The sequence below is a fragment of the Streptomyces sp. HmicA12 genome (assembly GCF_000373565.1).
In the GTDB taxonomy this organism is placed as follows: domain Bacteria; phylum Actinomycetota; class Actinomycetes; order Streptomycetales; family Streptomycetaceae; genus Streptomyces.
Map to the genome: position 1 here is coordinate 305662 of NZ_KB891799.1, position 18007 is coordinate 323668.

The 18007-nt window shown below is 70.2% G+C and carries 14 protein-coding genes, 2 tRNA genes and 1 pseudogene; 5 read left to right on the forward strand and 12 right to left on the reverse strand.

Annotated elements, in window-relative coordinates:
* Positions 1-72 precede the first annotated feature (72 nt).
* Positions 73-1353: an MFS transporter gene (locus tag B072_RS0108175; protein ID WP_078506341.1), complete on the reverse strand. Its 1281-nt coding sequence runs from the start codon at positions 1351-1353 to the stop codon at positions 73-75.
* A 93-nt stretch (positions 1354-1446) separates the two neighbouring features.
* Between B072_RS0108175 and B072_RS0108180 the strand changes: the two genes are divergently transcribed.
* Positions 1447-1836, forward strand: a complete 390-nt coding sequence (locus B072_RS0108180) for an ArsR/SmtB family transcription factor (RefSeq protein ID WP_018529459.1) — start codon at positions 1447-1449, stop codon at positions 1834-1836.
* Here B072_RS0108180 and B072_RS0108185 read toward each other — a convergent pair.
* Positions 1814-2842: a saccharopine dehydrogenase family protein gene (locus B072_RS0108185; protein ID WP_018529460.1), complete on the reverse strand. Its 1029-nt coding sequence runs from the start codon at positions 2840-2842 to the stop codon at positions 1814-1816. The two genes, B072_RS0108180 and B072_RS0108185, sit on opposite strands and share 23 nt — an antisense overlap.
* Positions 2843-3023: 181 nt before the next feature.
* Between B072_RS0108185 and B072_RS42805 the strand changes: the two genes are divergently transcribed.
* Positions 3024-4010: a helix-turn-helix domain-containing protein gene (locus B072_RS42805; RefSeq protein ID WP_018529461.1), complete on the forward strand. Its 987-nt coding sequence runs from the start codon at positions 3024-3026 to the stop codon at positions 4008-4010.
* A gap of 35 nt (positions 4011-4045) precedes the next feature.
* Here the strand turns inward: B072_RS42805 and B072_RS0108195 are convergent.
* Positions 4046-4118 (reverse strand) — tRNA-Ala (locus tag B072_RS0108195).
* Positions 4119-4301: 183 nt separating this feature from the next.
* On the opposite strand from B072_RS0108195, the gene B072_RS0108200 reads away from it, so the two are divergent.
* Both B072_RS0108200 and B072_RS0108205 read left to right on the forward strand, forming a co-directional pair.
* Positions 4302-4850: a helix-turn-helix domain-containing protein gene (locus B072_RS0108200; protein WP_018529462.1), complete on the forward strand. Its 549-nt coding sequence runs from the start codon at positions 4302-4304 to the stop codon at positions 4848-4850.
* Positions 4851-4988: 138 nt separating this feature from the next.
* Positions 4989-6617, forward strand: coding sequence for a serine/threonine-protein kinase (locus B072_RS0108205; RefSeq protein WP_018529463.1), 1629 nt, complete (start codon positions 4989-4991; stop codon positions 6615-6617).
* Between the two features lie 34 nt (positions 6618-6651).
* Here B072_RS0108205 and B072_RS0108210 read toward each other — a convergent pair whose 3' ends face one another.
* On the reverse strand, positions 6652-8154 hold the full coding sequence (locus B072_RS0108210; RefSeq protein WP_043243501.1) for a hypothetical protein: 1503 nt from the start codon (positions 8152-8154) through the stop codon (positions 6652-6654).
* 228 nt (positions 8155-8382) lie between these two features.
* Entirely contained in the window at positions 8383-8511 is a 129-nt protein-coding gene (locus tag B072_RS46345; RefSeq protein WP_003999697.1) for a DLW-39 family protein, read from the reverse strand.
* Between the two features lie 337 nt (positions 8512-8848).
* Between B072_RS46345 and B072_RS0108220 the strand changes: the two genes are divergently transcribed.
* The gene (locus B072_RS0108220) at positions 8849-9193 is read left to right on the forward strand and encodes a DUF6344 domain-containing protein (RefSeq protein WP_018529465.1); all 345 of its coding nucleotides are present in this window, start codon (positions 8849-8851) and stop codon (positions 9191-9193) included.
* A gap of 704 nt (positions 9194-9897) precedes the next feature.
* On the opposite strand, the gene B072_RS0108225 is transcribed toward B072_RS0108220, so the two are convergent.
* The 7 genes and pseudogenes from B072_RS0108225 to B072_RS0108255 all read right to left on the reverse strand — a co-directional run.
* Positions 9898-9971, reverse strand: a tRNA-Ile gene (locus B072_RS0108225).
* Between the two features lie 131 nt (positions 9972-10102).
* Complete coding sequence (locus tag B072_RS0108230) at positions 10103-10786, reverse strand: DUF3566 domain-containing protein (protein WP_078506343.1); 684 nt, start codon at positions 10784-10786, stop codon at positions 10103-10105.
* 18 nt (positions 10787-10804) lie between these two features.
* On the reverse strand, positions 10805-13420 hold the full coding sequence (gene gyrA, locus B072_RS0108235) for a DNA gyrase subunit A (RefSeq protein ID WP_018529467.1): 2616 nt from the start codon (positions 13418-13420) through the stop codon (positions 10805-10807).
* Positions 13421-13462: 42 nt separating this feature from the next.
* Complete coding sequence (gyrB, locus tag B072_RS0108240) at positions 13463-15529, reverse strand: DNA topoisomerase (ATP-hydrolyzing) subunit B (protein WP_018529468.1); 2067 nt, start codon at positions 15527-15529, stop codon at positions 13463-13465.
* 275 nt (positions 15530-15804) lie between these two features.
* A complete protein-coding gene (locus tag B072_RS0108245; protein ID WP_018529469.1) occupies positions 15805-16368 on the reverse strand; it encodes a DciA family protein in 564 nt (187 codons plus the stop codon).
* Positions 16365-17489 (reverse strand): DNA replication/repair protein RecF, encoded by a 1125-nt coding sequence (recF, locus tag B072_RS0108250; protein ID WP_018529470.1) that lies wholly within the window; start codon positions 17487-17489, stop codon positions 16365-16367. Before recF ends, B072_RS0108245 begins: the two co-directional genes overlap by 4 nt.
* A gap of 71 nt (positions 17490-17560) precedes the next feature.
* A pseudogene (locus B072_RS0108255) lies at positions 17561-18007 on the reverse strand (6-phosphogluconate dehydrogenase); the annotation flags it as partial.

Consider the following 18007-nt stretch of genomic DNA (forward strand, 5'->3'; position numbering starts at 1 on the left):
GCCACGGCCGTACGCGACGAAGGCGGGCGCCCCGCACAGGGGCGCCCGCCTTCGTGCGCCGGGGCACGGCGGTCAGGCCGCCGGGTCGGTCACCTCGCGGCGGGTGGCGAGGACCACGAGGCCGCCGACGACCGCGAGCCCCATCAGGACGGCGCCGAAGACCGTGGCACCGCCGGTCAGGCCCACCGCGTCACTCAGGTATCCCGCGGAGACCGGCAGGACGCCCGCCAGGAGGTAGCCGCCCACGTTGAGCGCGGCGTTCGCCTCCGCCAGACGACGTGGCGGGACACCCGCGTTCAGCAGCGACAGTCCGCCGAGCTGCCCCATGCCCTGCCCCGCACCCGCCAGCAGCGCGGCGGCGAGCAGCACCGGCACCGACGCGGTGTGCACGGCGACGATCAGCGCGGCCATGGCCAGCGTGGTGCTCGCCGCCCCGGCCGTCAGAACGGTGCGCCGCCTCAGCCGCCGTACCGCGAACTGCACGCCCGTCGCGGCGAGGAACATCACGAACGCCATGCCGCCGGCGACGATCCGGCTGGTGGTGCCGAGCAGCCCGGCCAGCAGCGACGGGCCGAGCGAGAGCACGAACGAGGTGGCGGTGATGCCCGGCGCGAACACCGCGATGCCCAGGGCCAGTCGGCGTCCGCTGCCGCGCGGGACGCCGGGCACGCGCAGCCAGGAGCCGCGGGCGACGGACGTACGGGCGACGGGCCGGGGGAGCGGCATGCGCAGCACCGCGACGACGGCGCCGGCCAGAAGGACGGCCTCGACCACGAAGACGGTGCCGGTCGGCGCGGGCGCCGTCTCGGAGAGCACCCCGGCCAGCAGCGGGCCCAGCCCGGCGCCGAACACCATCGCGCAGGAGGCCAGCAGCGCGGCGAGCCGCCGGCGCTCCGGCCCCGCCACATCGGTCACCGCCGCCATGCCGGCCGAGACGACCGCGCCGACCGCGACCCCGGTGAACAGGCGGGCCACGAGCAACGCGGCCACGCTGCCGGCCGTCGCGAAGATCAGGCAGGCGGCGAGCGCGAGCCCCAGCGCGGGCAGCAGCACCGGCCTGCGCCCGACGCGGTCGGAGACCACGCCGGACACCAGCAGCGACCCGAGCAACCCGACGATGTAGAAGGCGAACACCACGGTCAGCGTGCCCTTGGAGAACCCGATGTCCCGCTGCCACAGCACGTACAGCGGCGTCGCCGCGTTCGACAGCACGAACACCGCCGTGACCGGCCACGCGGCCAGCCACACCCACCACAACGGCGCGGTCCGCGCGCCCTCGGCAGCTCCTGGCGAGCCTGCCGCTCCCTCCCCTCCGCGGATGGTGTCCTGCGCGGCGGTCCGGGTTCCGGACATGACTGTTCCTCCCGACGTCCGACATCCTGCAGTACGAGTCGAGTCGAACTTAGCATGCAGTACGATCGGACTCGTACTGGAGAGGAGTCGCCCATGACCGCGACCGCGGCCACCGCCGCCATCAAGGTGCTGCCGGAACCGGCCGACCTGCCGGAACCGCTGCCGGAGCCGGCCGTGGAGGACCTGCGCCTGGAGACCGTCCTCGGCGTGCTCAGCGACCCGCTGCGGCTGACGATCGTCCGCAAACTCCTCCTGGAGTCGCAGGAGTTCGACCACACCTGCGGCTGGTTCGGCCTCGACCGGCCCAAGTCGTCGCTGACCCACCACTTCAAGGCGCTGCGCGAGGCGGGCGTCACGCGCCAGCGCCAGTACGGCCTGGAGCGCCGCAGCCACGTACGCGTCGACGACCTCGACGCCCGCTTCCCCGGCCTCCTCGCCCTGGTCGCCGCCTGGACCCCGGCTACGGACGCGGGTCCAGCGTGATGTGCGGTGCCAGCGCGCGGAGGAAGTCGGGCGCGTCGAACATCTCGCCCGCGGAAGCGACGCCCACCGCCTCGGTGCGCCCCGTGAGGACGCGGTCGAGCGCCTCCACGACGAGGGGCGCCGTGACGGCATAGATGTCCCGGCCGCGCGCCACGGCACGCCGTTCGGCCGTGCCCGAGCGCACCACGGCGTCGATGACGAAGGCCTGGTCGGACCGCCCGTGCTCATCGGCCGCGACAGGCGCCGGGGTCCCCGGGTCCGCGATGTCACGGACCGCCTCCACCGTCATGTACGTCGTCACGTCGGGGACGGCCAGATGGCTGGGCACGGTCACGACGTCCGCCATCGTGAACTCCCCGATCACGGAACGCGGCCCCATCGGCTCGGGGAAGGGCCAGTCCAGGGTGGGCGGGGCGTCGGTGCGGTGCTCCCACTCGCCGCCCGCATAGCGGAGACGGCCCTCGCCCCGCCGCTCCCGGGAGACCGAGCCCGACAGACGCGTCCCGGCGGTGGGGTGCCAACTGCTCAGCCCGTACGCGATGTGCGCCTCGTCCGCCCCGGTCCAGTCCCCCATCGCCGCGGTCACCAGCAGATCGCCCAGGCCGCCGAAGAAGGCCATCGCCGGAACGATCACCGCCCGCGCGTCCCGCGCCAGGTCGGCGAAGTGCGCGAACGTGTCGAGGTTCGCCTCGAGCTCGGCCGCCACGTCCAGGTACGGGATCCCCGCCCGCAGAGCCGCCTCGATCACCGGGGCGGTGGTCGAGGCGAAGGGGCCCGCGCAGTTGATCACGGCCGCCGTACCGGCCAGCGCGCGGTCGAGCGAGAGCGCGTCGTCCACCGACGCCACCCGGGCCTCCAGCCCGGTCTCGTGCGCCAGCGCCTTGAGTTTGTCGGCGTCGCGACCCGCCGGCACCGGAACGAACCCGCGCTCCACCAGCTCCGCCACCACGAACCGCCCGGTGTGCCCGTACGCGCCGAACACCGCCACCGTCTGAACCGATCCCATGAGCTCTCCCCCGACTCGAACGACCGCCACCGATCACTGCCGACCGCTGGCCCTCTACGGACGCGCCGCTGATCCCGTGCCGATGCGATGCCGACCCGGCGCCTTCCGTCACGGACATCCTGGCGAGGAACGGCACCCTCGCGCGAGCGTCCGGAACGACGCGGCCCATACAATTCCGGACATGAGTTCTGTCGCGCTGGCCGTCACCGACGGCATGCTGCACTTCGAGATGTCCCTGGCGATCGAGGTCTTCGGAACCGACCTGACCCACCTCGTGGACCCCTGGTACCAGTTCTCCGTGTGCGGACCGCACCCCGTGCGGGTCGATCGCTTCCTGCTCGAACCCGACCACGGCCTCGACCGGCTCGCGGACGCCGACACCGTGATCGTTCCCGGCTGGGCCGACACCGACCAGGCCCCGCCGGCCGAACTGACCGACGCGGTGCGCGCGGCCCACGAGGCGGGCGCGCGCGTGGTCTCGCTGTGCACGGGCGCCTTCGTCCTGGCCGCCGCCGGCCTGCTCGACCACCGGCGCGCGACCACGCACTGGGCGCACACCGGGGAACTGGCCAGGCGCCACCCGAAGGTCACGGTGGACCCCGACGTCCTCTACGTGGACAACGGCAGCGTGCTCACCTCGGCCGGCAAGGCCGCCGCCATGGACCTGTGCCTGCACCTCGTCCGCCTCGACCACGGCTCGGCGAACGCCAACAAGATCGCCCGCCGCCTCGTCGTACCGCCCCACCGGGACGGCGGCCAGGCCCAGTTCATCGCCACCCCCGTCCCCACCCCGGGCAACCATCCCCTGGCCGACCTCTTCCCCTGGGTCCTCGGCCACCTCGACGAGCCGCTCACCGTCGAGGACCTGGCCCGCCGGGCCCGGATGAGCTCGCGCCACCTGGGCCGCCACTTCCGGCAGGTGACCGGCACCACCCCGCTGCAGTGGCTCCACATCCAACGCATCCGCCATGCCCAGGAGTTGCTGGAGGCCACCGACGACACCGTCGACACCATCGCCGCGGCCACCGGCATGGGCACCGCCACCACCCTGCGCCGCCACTTCCACCGGACCGTCGGCGTCCCGCCGGACACCTACCGCCGCACCTTCCGGACCCGGGCACACCCCGGCCCGCACCCGGGGAACCAGAACGAAAAAGCGCCCCTCTGAACCGCATTCCTGCAGTTCAGAGAGGCGCAATGCTGTGGAGCCTAGGGGAGTCGAACCCCTGACATCTGCCATGCAAAGACAGCGCTCTACCAACTGAGCTAAGGCCCCGAAAACGATGCGTCCCACCGGAAGAACCACACTCCTGGTGAGCACCGCAGACCAGAGTACCGGGTCACCCCCTGGATCCTGCAAAAGGATTGGGGGTCCCGGCAGGCGACCACTCTCCGTAAGATGCCCCACGTGCTTCGCGGCAGCGAAGCACCGTACTTGGGGAAGCGATGGGGAGACGCAATGGACGCCGCACAGCAGGAAGCGACCGCAAGAGCCCGGGAGCTCCAGCGCAGCTGGTACGGGGAGCCGCTGGGGGCGCTCTTCCGCCGACTGATAGAGGACCTCGGCCTCAACCAGGCGCGCCTGGCGGGAGTGCTCGGCCTGTCCGCGCCCATGCTGTCCCAGCTGATGAGCGGCCAGCGCGCAAAGATCGGCAACCCCGCGGTGGTGCAGCGCGTGCAGCAGCTGCAGGAGCTGTCGGGGCAGGTCGCCGACGGCAGTGTCAGCGCGGCCGAGGCCACCGAGCGCATGGACGAGATCAAGAAGTCGCAGGGCGGCTCGGTGCTGACCAACACCGGGCAGTCGTCGTCCGGTTCGGGTGCGCCCACGGTCAAGCGCGTGGTGCGTGAGATCCAGTCGCTGCTGCGCTCCGTCTCCGCCGCCGGCGACATCATCGAGGCCGCGGACTCCCTCGCCCCCACCCACCCGGAGCTGGCAGAGTTCCTCCGGGTGTACGGCGCGGGGCGCACCTCGGACGCGGTCGCCCATTACCAGGCGCACCAGAACTGACCCCGCGAGAACGTCAGCCGGAAACCGGTGCCGCGACCGCCGCCACCGGTGAGGGTCGCGGGCCGGACCGGGAGCCCTTGCGCGACGTCCGAGTGAGCCCTGCGCAGCGCGGGCCCGGGAGGGGAGCGAAGCACGACCATGGGTGAGGTCTTCGCCGGCCGGTACGAACTGGCCGACCCCATCGGCCGCGGGGGAGTGGGAGCGGTCTGGCGCGCATGGGACCACCGGCGCCGCCGCTATGTGGCGGCCAAGGTCCTGCAGCAGAGCGACGCCCACACACTGCTGCGCTTCGTGCGCGAGCAGGCCCTGCGCATCGACCATCCGCATGTGCTCGCCCCTGCGAGCTGGGCCGCGGACGACGACAAGGTCCTGTTCACCATGGATCTGGTCGGGGGTGGCTCGCTGGCCCACCTCATCGGTGACTACGGTCCGCTGCCCCCGCAGTTCGTGTGTCTCCTGCTCGACCAGCTCCTGGCCGGCCTCGCCGCGGTGCACGCGGAAGGTGTGGTGCACCGCGACATCAAGCCCGCCAACATCCTCCTCGAGGCCACCGGCACCGGCCTGCCGCACCTGCGCCTGTCCGACTTCGGCATCGCGATGCGCAAGGGCGAGCCGCGTCTGACGGAGGCCAACTACGTGGTGGGAACGCCCGGTTACATCGCCCCCGAGCAGGCGCTGGGCGCCGAACCGGACTTCCCCGCCGACCTGTTCGCGGCGGGCCTGGTCGCGCTCTACCTCCTCGAAGGTGCCAAGCCGGACAGCAAAGCCCTGATCGAGCACTTCGCCGAGCACGGCACCCCTGGACCCCCGCAAGGCATCCCCGGACCGCTGTGGGGCGTCCTCGCGGGTCTGCTGCAGCCGGACCCCGAGGCCCGCTTCCGCACCGCGACCGGAGCCCGTAAGGCACTGCTCGCCGCCACCGAACTCCTGCCGGAACCCGGGCCCGACGACGAGCTGATCGAGGTCTTCGACCAACTCGGCCCGCTCCCCCCGGGCTTCAGCCCCGAGGGACCGGCCACCCGGGGCCGCAGGGCCCGCCCCCTGCACGCCACCACACCGTCGCCACCCGCGATCATGCCGGAGCGGCCCGTGTCCCAGCCCTCGCAGGCCCTCGCGCAACCGTTCACACCACCACCGCCGCCCCCCTCCGTCCCACCCACGCCCCCGCCCATACCCGCGCCCATACCCGCGCCCACGACCGAGCCCGAGTCCGGCGTCGAGGGTCCACCGCAGTCGGCCCCTGAACCTCCCCTCCCTTCCATGTCGGAGACGGGAAGCTTCCACCTCCCCCCGCCGGCCGCTCCCGAGAAGCAGCTCCCGCCCCCTCCCTCGGTGCCACCTCCGATGCCGTCGGTCCTTCCTGCCGCGCCCCTGCCCGAACCGCCCAGGGCCCAGCCACCATCGGCCCCCACCGGCGCCCAGGCCCCGACTCCGACCCCGACCCCGACCCCGACTACGGCGCCCGCGCAGGATCCACTGCCCGCCCCCAGGCCCGAGCCGGCCCCCGAACCCCACGCGCCCACGCCCACCCCGCGGGTGAAGCCCTCCGTGCCCGTCGTCGTGGCCCCTCATGTCCTCACCTCTCACCCGGCGTCCGCGGCGACCACCGTGATCGCGCACGATCACGACCGTCACTCTCTGTACACCGCTCAAGGCCGCGAGGTTCCACAACGCCGACCGGGACCGCCCCCGAAGGTGACGATCCCGGTGCTGTTGCTCGCCGTGCTCTGCTTCGCCGTGGGGATCTGGGCCCTGACTCAGGCCTGACGAACGGGTGGCCGCCGCCCAAAACGGCCGGTGCTCAGCCCCGCGCCCGCACCTGAACCCGCACCCGCACCCGCCGCACCGCGACCACCCGCCACACCCCGAGCCACAGCAGCAACGCGGTCCCCGTCCCGATCCCCGTCACGCCCAGCAACGTCATCGCCGCGCTCCCCGACGACGTAGAAGAGGAAGCGGCGGAGGAACCGGCCGAAGCCGAGGCCGAACCGGACGAAGAACCGGACCCGGAACCCGAACCGGCGCCGGGCGACTCACCCTCCGCCCCACCACCGGCAGATCCCCCGGCGGAGGCGCTCCCCTTGGCGTCCGTGTCCTTCCACACGGCCCCGCCCTCGCCCTTCTCCGCGGCCGCCAGGTCCTCACTGGTCACCTGGAACTCCCCCGCGTCGCGCACATAGTCGGGCGCCTGCGCCGCGTCCCCCGCCACGGTCACCCGCAGCGTCACGTCCGACGCCTCGTCCCGGAACTTCCGGGCCATCGTCGGACTGACGGTGACCTTGAGGTAGTACCAGCCGGCGAGCCGCATCGCGGCTTGACCGTCGCGGGACACGTAGCGGTTCTCGTAGGCCACGGGCGGCAGCGGATCGAACGTCGTCGAGGCCGGGTCGCCCGTGTACAGGACGTCCTCGGCCGTGACCGGGGCCCTCGCCGGGTTGTACAGCTCCATGTCGAGCGCGCCCGGCACGGTTCCCCCGCTCGATGCGCCCTGCTCCGATCCGGCGAGCTCGGCATCGACGGACAGCTGCTGCCCCCAGTCCACGGGGACCCGATAGAAGTGGCTCTGACCAGGGCCGACCCGGTCCTTCCAGACCCCGGACGGCAACGCCCGCGCGTCATTGAACCCGGTGCCTCCGCTGCGCCGCGTCCCCGCTCCGGAAGGCGGCTGCACGGACGCCGACGACCAGGACTGCGGCCCCTGGGTGGGCGCGGGGGTGACCAGGCCGGGCTCGGTGGCCACCTTCAGCTCGAGCCCCCACGTGCCGCCGGTGGACCCGGCGCCCGTCTTCCGTTCCACGACCACGTAGTACGTCCCGGCCTGCTGGCACCGCGCTCCGCCCGGCCGCACGAGCCGCTCGGCGACCGCGGCGATCGGCCGCGGGTACGCCCCGGACCGGAACGTCGCGTTCCCGCTGTCGCACTGGTCCCCGCCCTGGTCCTGCAGCGTCACGGTGACACCGTCCGAGGACGCCGCCTTCACCCCGGAGCCGAGCGGGGGCACGGCGACCACCGATGCGTACGCGTTGGCGGCACCGTCCAGAGCGACGCGGAAGTAGGCGGTCCCGCTCGCCCCCGCCCCGAGCGAACTCCGGTACATCTCGCCGGTCTTGAGGCGCGGCGCGTCGGTGCTGCGCCGCGGCGCCCCCCGTACGTCGTGCGCGCCCTCGGCGAAGACGTACGGATCGTCGGCCCCGGTCCCGGCCGCCGCGGCGGCTCCCGGCAGCGCCACAGAGCCGCACAACGCCACCCCGACGGCGATCGCCGCCCCTGCCCGGCCGCGCCGCCCCGCCAACAGCCGTCTCATGAGTCCCCTCATGGACCGCCATCCTGCCGTCCCGGGCGGCGCGCTGTCCGCCGTGCGCCGGAATCGCGCCGGCCATTTGCTCACGCAAGGAGCTCCCGTATCCGCGGGGACTCCCTCTCCCGGAGCCGAGCACAGGACACGCACAGGACACGAATCCGCGCACCCGCACAGCACGGAGCCCCGGCCGCTACTGCGACCGGGGCTCCGCGAAGTGACTGTTGTCGATACTCACGAACCCGTGGGCACGGAGTCAGTCGCCTCCGTCCACAGATCCTGCTCGGCGCGATCCGCCTGGATCTGGCGGTACACGAGGAGCCCGCCGATGGCGGCCAGTGCGACCAGGAGAAGCTTCTTCACCGCGCGACCTCGTCTTTCCTTGACGTAGGGGACTTCTGGCGCCCGACTATACACACCGACCGATACCGATCGGTGACCTGGATCGGCCTCAACTCCCGCCCGCTGAACAGCAGTAGAACCGGAGGAACGGCATCCACCGATCCGGCACTCCTCTCATCTCCCGACTGTGAAATTGGCCGCTTTTAGGGCTGCCTCGGGCTCCTTGCCCCCACTTGCGCCCATCCGAGTGGTGTTCATCTGAAGATCGACGCGCCACGAGCGTCGGTCCCGCACTCCGGGCCCTGCGTACACATCATGAGGAAAGTACGCAAATCGCCCAACCTGAAAGTGAGGGATCATGACCAAGAACAAGGTCATGACGGTGTGGACCATCGTCATCTCAGCCTTCATCGCGCTCTTCTCGGCGCTCGGCCTCGTCGCCCCGGCCACCGCGGCCACTCCCGTCCAGCAGACGGAGGAGGCGCACAAGGTCACGGCCGCCAGCGCCCCCGCCACCGCGTCGGTCAACCCCTTCTGGGTCTTCAAGAGGTCCCTGCCACCGACGATGAAGCAGCGCATCCGCGCCGAGGCCCACGGTTCCTCCCCCAGCTGCCGCCACCGCCCGCCGGCCGACACCGACGCCGAGCAGGACGCAGGCGACGCGGACCTGGCGAACGAAGCACTCCTCACGGCGAAGCCGTAGCCCGTACGGCGCCACGAACAACAGCACCTCCAGCAGCACCGCAGTACCTGACACAGCACGGCAGTAGACGCACAGCACAGCAGTAACCAGCTCGACAGAACACGCGCAGCGCAACGCCAGACGTCGCAAGACAAACGCCAGACGTCGCAAGACAGCAGACGGCGGTATCTCCACCACGGCATCTGCACGCCTGCCGCCATGAGAGCAGCGGGAGCCGTGAGAGTCACCGGCCCACCCCAGGTGGTCCCGCACAACAGAAGAAGACAACAGCGGCACCGAGGCCCCAGCCATCACTTCCGGCTGAGAGGGCCCTTTCCGCATGCCCGGAAACAGGGAACGTACCGACACCAGGACGGCGGTACTCCAAGGTCGCCCAGGCGATCCTGCGGCACGAGCGAGAAGCGCGCCTGGCGCGGGAGGACTAGCGTCGGAGCCTCCTCCGGATCCAGCCCGCTCCGAGAGCGACCATGGCGACCACAGCCAAAAGGGTCGCCCCGAGAATCACCGTCGCCCCCCGCTGACATCACGAGCATGGTCCACCACGGCGGTTCGCCTTCCACCGGCCCTCCCCGAGCCTCACGTGTACCGAGCACGACGCTTGGGCTCTGGGAGCTGGTTCCGCGACCACCGTTGATGTCAGCTGTAGATGTCAGCCGTAGATGTCAAAAACCCCCAGCCGATACCGACTGGGGGTCTTCGTGATGTGGGGCTAACAGGATTTGAACCTGTGGCCTCATCCTTATCAGGGATGCGCTCTAACCAACTGAGCTATAGCCCCGCCGCGCTCTGCGGTGTGTGTCCCGCGCGCTGACTCCTGAAGATTAGCGCACTGGAGGGCCAGTCCCAAAATCGATAGTCCTGGCCCGCCCACCAGCGGGTCTCTCGAACCTTTTCAGGCGCGCGCGGCGCTCACTCGTCCTCGGCGAGCGTGAGCTCGATGCCGCCGACGAAGCCCGCGGAGAGGTTGTAGATGAACGCGCCGAGCGTCGCGAGAGCCGTCGCGAGGACGACGTCGATGACCGCGATGACCGTCGTGAACATCAGCACGCGCGGGAGCGACAGGAACGACTGAAGGTCGAAGCCGTTGGACTCGTTCGAGCCCGTGGCCTCGGAGATCGTGCCGCCGACCGTGGAGAAGACGCCCATGGCGTCCATGACCATCCACAGCACGGCCGCCGCGATGATCGTGCAGATGCCGAGCGCGATGGAGAGCAGGAAGCTGACCTTCATCACCGACCACGGGTCGGCCTTCGCCACCCGCAGGCGGGCCTTGCGGGTGCGCGGGGTGGTGCGCGCCCCGGTACGCGGCCTGCGGACCGCTCCGGCCGGCGCGTTCTGGTACGCCTGCGGCGGGTGGTACGGCTGCGCCGCCTGGTGAGGCTGCTGCCGCTCCCCGGGCAACGCCCCGCCACCGCCGGACTGGTACTGCTGCTGGGTCTGCGGACCTCGGGTGTCCGTCACAGTTCCCCCCTGGGATCCATGAGACTCGTGCGAGTCCGTCGAGTCCTTGACGTCGTGAGCGGAGCCACGGCCGCTCTCTGTGTCCTTACCGGTGGATGTCCCGGTAGAGCCTGCGCCCGTGGCTCCGCTCACGATGACTCTCTCCTCGCGCTACTCGGCCGAGGACTGCCCGCCCTCGTCCGTTCCGACAGCCGTCTCGTCCGCGGCCGATTCGTCGGTCACGGCGCCGTCCGCGTCCTGCGCGGCGTCACCGTCGACTTCCTCGGCCTCGCGACCGGCCTCGGCGTTACGTGCGATACCGACGACGGCATCGCGCTTGCCCAGGTTGATCAGTTGGACGCCCATGGTGTCACGGCCCGTCTCCCTGACCTCGTTGACTCGCGTACGAATCACACCGCCGGACAGCGTGATGGCGAGGATCTCGTCGGTCTCCTCGACCACCAGGGCGCCGACGAGCGATCCACGGTCCTCCACGATCTTGGCGGCCTTGATGCCGAGGCCACCGCGACCCTGGACGCGGTACTCGTCGACGTTGGTCCGCTTCGCGTACCCACCGTCGGTGGCGGTGAACACGAACGTACCGGGCCTGACGACATTCATCGAGAGCAGTTCGTCGCTCTCGCGGAAACTCATGCCCTTCACACCGGACGTGGCACGGCCCATCGGACGCAGTGCGTCGTCCGTCGCGGTGAACCGGATGGACTGCGCCTTCTTACTGATGAGCAGCAGGTCGTCCTCGGCGGAGACCAGTTCGGCGCCGATCAGCTCGTCGTCCGAACCGTCCGCCGTCTCGCGGAGATTGATGGCGATGACGCCACCGGAACGCGGCGAGTCGTAGTCCTTCAGAGGCGTCTTCTTCACCAGGCCCGCCTTGGTGGCGAGCACCAGGTAGGGCGCGGCGTCGTAGTCGCGGATCGCGAGGATCTCGGCGATCGCCTCGTCCGGCTGGAAGGCCAGCAGATTCGCCACGTGCTGCCCGCGCGCGTCGCGGCCGGCGTCCGGGAGCTCGTAGGCCTTCGCGCGGTAGACGCGTCCCTTATTGGTGAAGAAAAGCAGCCAATGGTGCGTCGTGGACACGAAGAAGTGGTCGACGATGTCGTCTTCCTTGAGCTTCGTGCCGCGCACGCCCTTGCCGCCGCGCTTCTGGGAGCGGTAGTCGTCGGTCTTGGTGCGCTTGACGTAGCCACCGCGCGAGATGGTGACGACGATGTCCTCTTCGGCGATGAGGTCCTCGACGGACATGTCGCCTTCGAAGGGCACCAGCTTGGAGCGGCGGTCGTCGCCGAACTTCTCGACGATCGCGGCGAGTTCCTCGCTGATGATGCCGCGCTGGCGGAGCGGCGAGGCCAGGATCTCGTTGTACTCGTTGATCTTCGCCTGGAGCTCGTCGTGCTCGGCGACGATCTTCTGGCGCTCCAGGGCGGCGAGCCGGCGCAGCTGCATCTCGAGGATGGCGTTGGCCTGGATCTCGTCGATCGCCAGAAGGCCCATGAGGCCCTCTCGCGCGATGTCCACGGTGTCACTGCGCCGGATGAGGGCGATGACCTCGTCGATGGCGTCCAGGGCCTTCAGGAGGCCGCGCAGGATGTGGGCCCGCTCCTCGGCCTTGCGCAGCCGGAACTTGGTCCGGCGGACGATGACCTCGATCTGGTGCGTCACCCAGTGGCGGATGAACGCGTCCAGGGAGAGGGTGCGCGGCACGCCGTCGACGAGCGCCAGCATGTTGGCGCCGAAGTTCGTCTGCAGGTCGGTGTGCTTGTACAGGTTGTTCAGGACGACCTTGGCGACCGCGTCGCGCTTCAGGACGATGACCAGACGCTGGCCCGTACGGGACGACGTCTCGTCGCGGACGTCCGCGATGCCGCCGACCCTGCCGTCCTTCACGAGGTCGGCGATCTTCTGCGCCAGGTTGTCCGGGTTCACCTGGTAGGGCAGCTCCGTGACCACCAGGCACTGGCGGTTCTGGATCTCCTCGACCGCGACGACCGCGCGCATCGTGATGGAGCCACGGCCGGTGCGGTACGCCTCCTCGATGCCCTTGCGGCCCACCACGAGGGCGCCCGTCGGGAAGTCCGGGCCCTTGATGCGCTCGATGAGGGCGTCCAGGAGCTCCTCGTGCGAGGCCTCCGGGTTCTCCAGGAACCACTGGGCGCCGGCCGCGACCTCGCGCAGGTTGTGCGGCGGGATGTTGGTGGCCATGCCGACCGCGATACCGGCCGAGCCGTTGATCAGCAGGTTCGGGAAGCGGGCCGGCAGGACGGTCGGCTCCTGCGAGCGGCCGTCGTAGTTGTCCGTGAAGTCGACGGTCTCCTCGTCGATGTCCCGGACCATCTCCATGGACAGCGGCGCCATCTTGCACTCGGTATAGCGCATGGCGGCCGCCGGGTCGTTGCCCGGAGAGCCGAAGTTTCCGTTGGAGTCGACCAGCGGCATGCGCATCGACCACGGCTGGGCGAGGCGCACCAGGGCGTCGTAGATCGAGGAGTCGCCGTGCGGGTGGTAGTTACCCATGACGTCACCGACGACGCGGGCGCACTTGTAGAAGCCCTTCTCGGGCCGGTAGCCGCCGTCGTACATGGCGTACAGGACGCGGCGGTGGACGGGCTTGAGACCGTCCCGTACGTCCGGCAGCGCGCGGGACACGATGACGGACATCGCGTAGTCGAGGTACGAGCGCTGCATCTCCGTCTCGAGCCCTACGGGCTCGATCCGCATCGTGACGTCGCCGCCCTCTACAGGGGTGCTCGGGGTGTTCTCGTCGGCCATTGCTGGTGAAGATCCTTTCTGCGGCGGTCAGCTGAGACCGACTCAGATGTCGAGGAAGCGGACGTCCTTGGCGTTGCGCTGGATGAACGAACGGCGGGCCTCGACGTCCTCGCCCATGAGGACGGAGAAGAGGTCGTCGGCCTGCGCGGCGTCGTCGAGCGTGACCAGGCCGAGGACGCGGTGCTCCTGGTCCATGGTCGTGATGCGCAGCTCCTCGGCGTTCATCTCACCGAGACCCTTGAATCGCTGGACGGAGTCGTCGCGGATCCGCTTGCCGCTCTGGCGGCCCAGCTCGATCAGGGCGTCGCGCTCGCGGTCCGAGTACGCGTACTCGAAGTCGTCACGACCCCACTTGATCTTGTACAGCGGCGGGCGCGACAGGTAGACGTGCCCGGCCTCGACCAGCGGCCGCATGAAGCGGAACAGGAAGGTCAGCAGCAGCGTGTTGATGTGCTGACCGTCGACGTCGGCGTCCGCCATCAGGATGATCTTGTGATAGCGGAGCTTCTCGATGTCGAAGTCCTCGTGGACTCCGGTGCCGAAGGCGGAGATCAGCGCCTGGATCTCCTGGTTCTGCAGGATCTTGTCGATCCGCGCCTTCTCGACGTTGAGGATCTTGCCTCGGATCGGGAGGATCGCCTGGTACTGCGGGTTACGGCCGGACTTGGCCGAGCCGCCGGCGGAGTCACCCTCGACGATGAAGATCTCGCACTTGGTGGGATCGTTCGACTGGCAGTCGGAGAGCTTGCCCGGCAGGGACGCGGACTCCAGCAGACCCTTGCGGCGCGTCAGGTCGCGCGCCTTGCGGGCCGCCACGCGCGCGGTGGCCGCCTGGATGGCCTTGCGGATGATGTCCGTGGCCTCGTTGGGGTTCCGGTCCAGCCAGTCGTTGAGGTGCTCGTACACGACCTTCTGCACGAAGGTCTTCGCCTCCGTGTTGCCCAGCTTGGTCTTGGTCTGGCCCTCGAACTGCGGCTCGCCGAGCTTCACCGAGATGATCGCGGTGAGACCCTCGCGGATGTCGTCACCCGTGAGGTTGTCGTCCTTCTCGCGGAGCAGCTTCTTGTCGCGCGCGTACCGGTTGATGAGGCCGGTCATCGCGGCACGGAAGCCCTCTTCGTGAGTGCCGCCCTCGTGCGTGTGGATCGTGTTGGCGAAGGAGTAGACGCCCTCGCTGTAGCTGGTGTTCCACTGCATCGCGACCTCGACGGAAAGGAGCTTCTCCTTGTCCTCGGCCTCGATGTCGATCACGGTGGGGTGGACGACCTCGCCCTTGCGGGAGTTGAGGTACTTCACGAAGTCGACGATGCCGCCCTCGTAGTGGTACGTCACCGTGCGCGGCTCGTTGTCGTCCGTGCTCTCGGCGGTGTCCGCACCGACGACGGCCTTGGCCGACTCGCGCTCGTCGGTGAGCTTGATCGTCAGGCCCTTGTTGAGGAAGGCCATCTCCTGGAAGCGCCGCGACAGCGTCTCGAAGGAGTACTCGGTGGTCTCGAAGATGTCGCCGTCGGCCCAGAAGGTGACCGACGTGCCGGTCTCATCGGTGGCCTCGTGCTGGGCGAGCGGCGCGGTCGGAACACCCGCCTTGTAGTCCTGCGTCCAGCGGTGGCCGTCGGTCCTGATCTCGACGGAGACCTTCGTCGACAGCGCGTTCACGACGGAGACGCCGACACCGTGCAGACCGCCGGAGACGGCGTAGCCGCCACCGCCGAACTTGCCGCCCGCGTGCAGGACGGTCAGCACGACCTCGACGGCCGGCTTCCCCTCCGAGGGGATGATGCCGACGGGGATGCCGCGGCCGTTGTCGATGACGCGGACGCCGCCGTCGGGCAGGATCGTGACGTCGATCGTGTCAGCGTGGCCGGCCAGCGCCTCGTCGACGGAGTTGTCCACAACCTCCTGCACCATGTGGTGCAGACCACGCTCACCGGTCGAGCCGATGTACATGCCAGGTCGCTTGCGGACCGCGTCCAGCCCTTCGAGGACGGTGATCGCACTGGCGTCGTACGAGGCCTCTGTGGCCCCCACGTGCCCTGCGGCGTCGGTGGACGGGATGTTCTCGTTGGGGTTGCCGGAATCGGCCACGAAGCGCCCTTTCTGGCACAGCACAAGCCAAGCTCCCGGTTGGTGGCCGGAGCGGCTGCGGCGTGTTGGTTCGGTAAGCCCTAGTCAGCGTTGCTCAGTGCGTCCCACAAGTGGGGCGGGATTGCTCTCCAGTGTACCGGTAGCGCCGACAGTGATGGGGGTTTGCCGGTACCTGAGTCCCCACGTGCCGCCCTCAACCGGTCTCGGCCGACTCCCCCTATGCGGAGCAGGGCTCCAAGAGGCTCACAGCGGCACTCAGCGCTTCGAGGTGTCAACCACCAGCTACCGTGACCGCGCTCTCACCCGTAGGTGGCGTCGTGACCAGTGCTTCCGGGAGCGCGCAGGGGGCCGTAGCGGCGCGGACCACCGCCGGGATTCTTGATGTCGATTCGGTGCACGGTGCCGTGCCCCAGGTCCTCGTTCAGGCGCCTGACCAGCTGCGGAGCCAACATCCGGACCTGCGTCGCCCAGGCCGTCGAATCGCACTGCACCACCAGGACGCGCTCGTCCTCGTCGTACTTCTGCGGAACGCAGTGTTTGGCGAGATCCTCACCCACGATCTGCGGCCAGCGGCCCATCACCCCGCCGACGGCGGCGGGCGCCTCCCAGCCCCGCTCGGTGATCAACCGGTTGATGGCGGCGCCGAGCCCCATCGGGTCGCGCCCGTCGGCGCGCGCCCCGGACCGCAGTCCGCCGCCGCGCCGTACCTGCTTCTTCTGCTGCGCGGACGCACCACGCGCGCGTGCAGCCTCTTTCGCCGCCTTGAGGGCCACGCGCGCGAGATCGACGCCCGAGGGCTCACCGGGTGTCTGCGGCTTCTCGGACCGTTCGGCGTTCTTCTTGTCGGGGTTCTCGGCGCTCACAGCCGCTCCACCGTCCCGTCCGAGACCGCGTACCGGGTGCCGGTCAGCACGTCCGGTACGTCGTCGTCGACCGCGGCCGTGACCAGGACCTGCTCGCCGGGCGCCACGAGCTCCGCGAGGCGCTCGCGGCGGCGCGCGTCCAGCTCGGCGAAGACGTCGTCGAGGACGAGCACCGGCTCGTTCCCCTCGGCCCGCAGCAGGTCGTACGAGGCCAGGCGCAGCGCCAGCGCGTACGACCAGGACTCACCGTGGCTCGCGTACCCCTTGGCCGGGAGCTGTCCCAGCTTGAGCAGCAGCTCGTCCCGGTGCGGTCCCACGAGGGTGACACCCCGCTCGATCTCCTGCTTGCGCGCGCTTTCCAGTGCGGCGAGAAGCTGCTCGTAGAGCTCCTCGCGCGCGTGGCCGACGATTTCGGGCGAGGACGGCTTGTACTCCAGGACGATCGGACCGCCGCCGGGCGCCAGTTGCTCGTACGCCTTGTCGGCCAGCGGCTGCAGCGCCGCGACCAGATCGAGCCGCTGGGCGAGCAGCTCCGCGCCCGCGCGCGCGAGGTGCTGGTCCCACACGTCGAGCGTGGACAGGTCCATGGAGCGCCCGCCGTGCCGCCGTGCGAGGGCCGCGGACTTCAGGAGGGTGTTGCGCTGCTTGAGGACGCGGTCGTAGTCGGAGCGGACGCCGGCCATGCGCGGGGAGCGGGCGGTGATCAGCTCGTCGAGGAAGCGGCGCCGCTCGCCCGGGTCACCCTTGATGAGCGCGAGGTCCTCGGGAGCGAACAGCACGGTCCGCACGATCCCCAGCACGTCCCGGGGCCTGACCTGCGAGGACCTGTTGATGCGGGCGCGGTTGGCCTTGCCGGGGTTCAGCTCCAGCTCGACCAGCTGCTGACGCTCGCCCTGGCGCACCTGGGCCCGGATGACGGCCCGCTCGGCGCCCATGCGCACCAGTGGCGCGTCGGAGGAGACGCGGTGACTGCCGAGATTGGCGAGGTAGCCGACGGCCTCGACGAGGTTGGTCTTGCCCTGGCCGTTCGGGCCCACGAACGCCGTGACGCCCGAGTCGAGTGCGACCTCGGCCCGGGCGTACGAGCGGAAGTCGGCCAGCGACAGATGCGTGACGTGCATGGTCGTGGGCCGACCTCCCCCAACGTTCTGAACAGCGGTTGTCTACAGCTGTGGATTACTTCAGCCGCGGATTACTTCTTCTCGACGGCGTGACCGCCGAACTGGTTGCGCAGCGCGGCGATCATCTTCATCTGCGGCGAGTCGTCCTGGCGGGAGGCGAAGCGCGCGAAGAGCGACGCGGTGATCGCGGGCAGCGGCACCGAGTTGTCGATGGCGGCCTCGACGGTCCAGCGGCCTTCACCGGAGTCCTGCGCGAAGCCGCGCAGCTTGTCCAGGTGCTCGTCGTCGTCCAGGGCGTTGACGGCCAGGTCCAGCAGCCAGGAACGGATGACCGTGCCCTCCTGCCAGGACCGGAAGACCTCACGGACGTCGGTCACCGAGTCCACGGCCTCCAGGAGCTCCCAGCCCTCGGCGTAGGCCTGCATCATGGCGTACTCGATGCCGTTGTGAACCATCTTGGAGAAGTGGCCCGCACCGACCTTGCCCGCGTGCACCGACCCGAAGTCACCCTCGGGCTT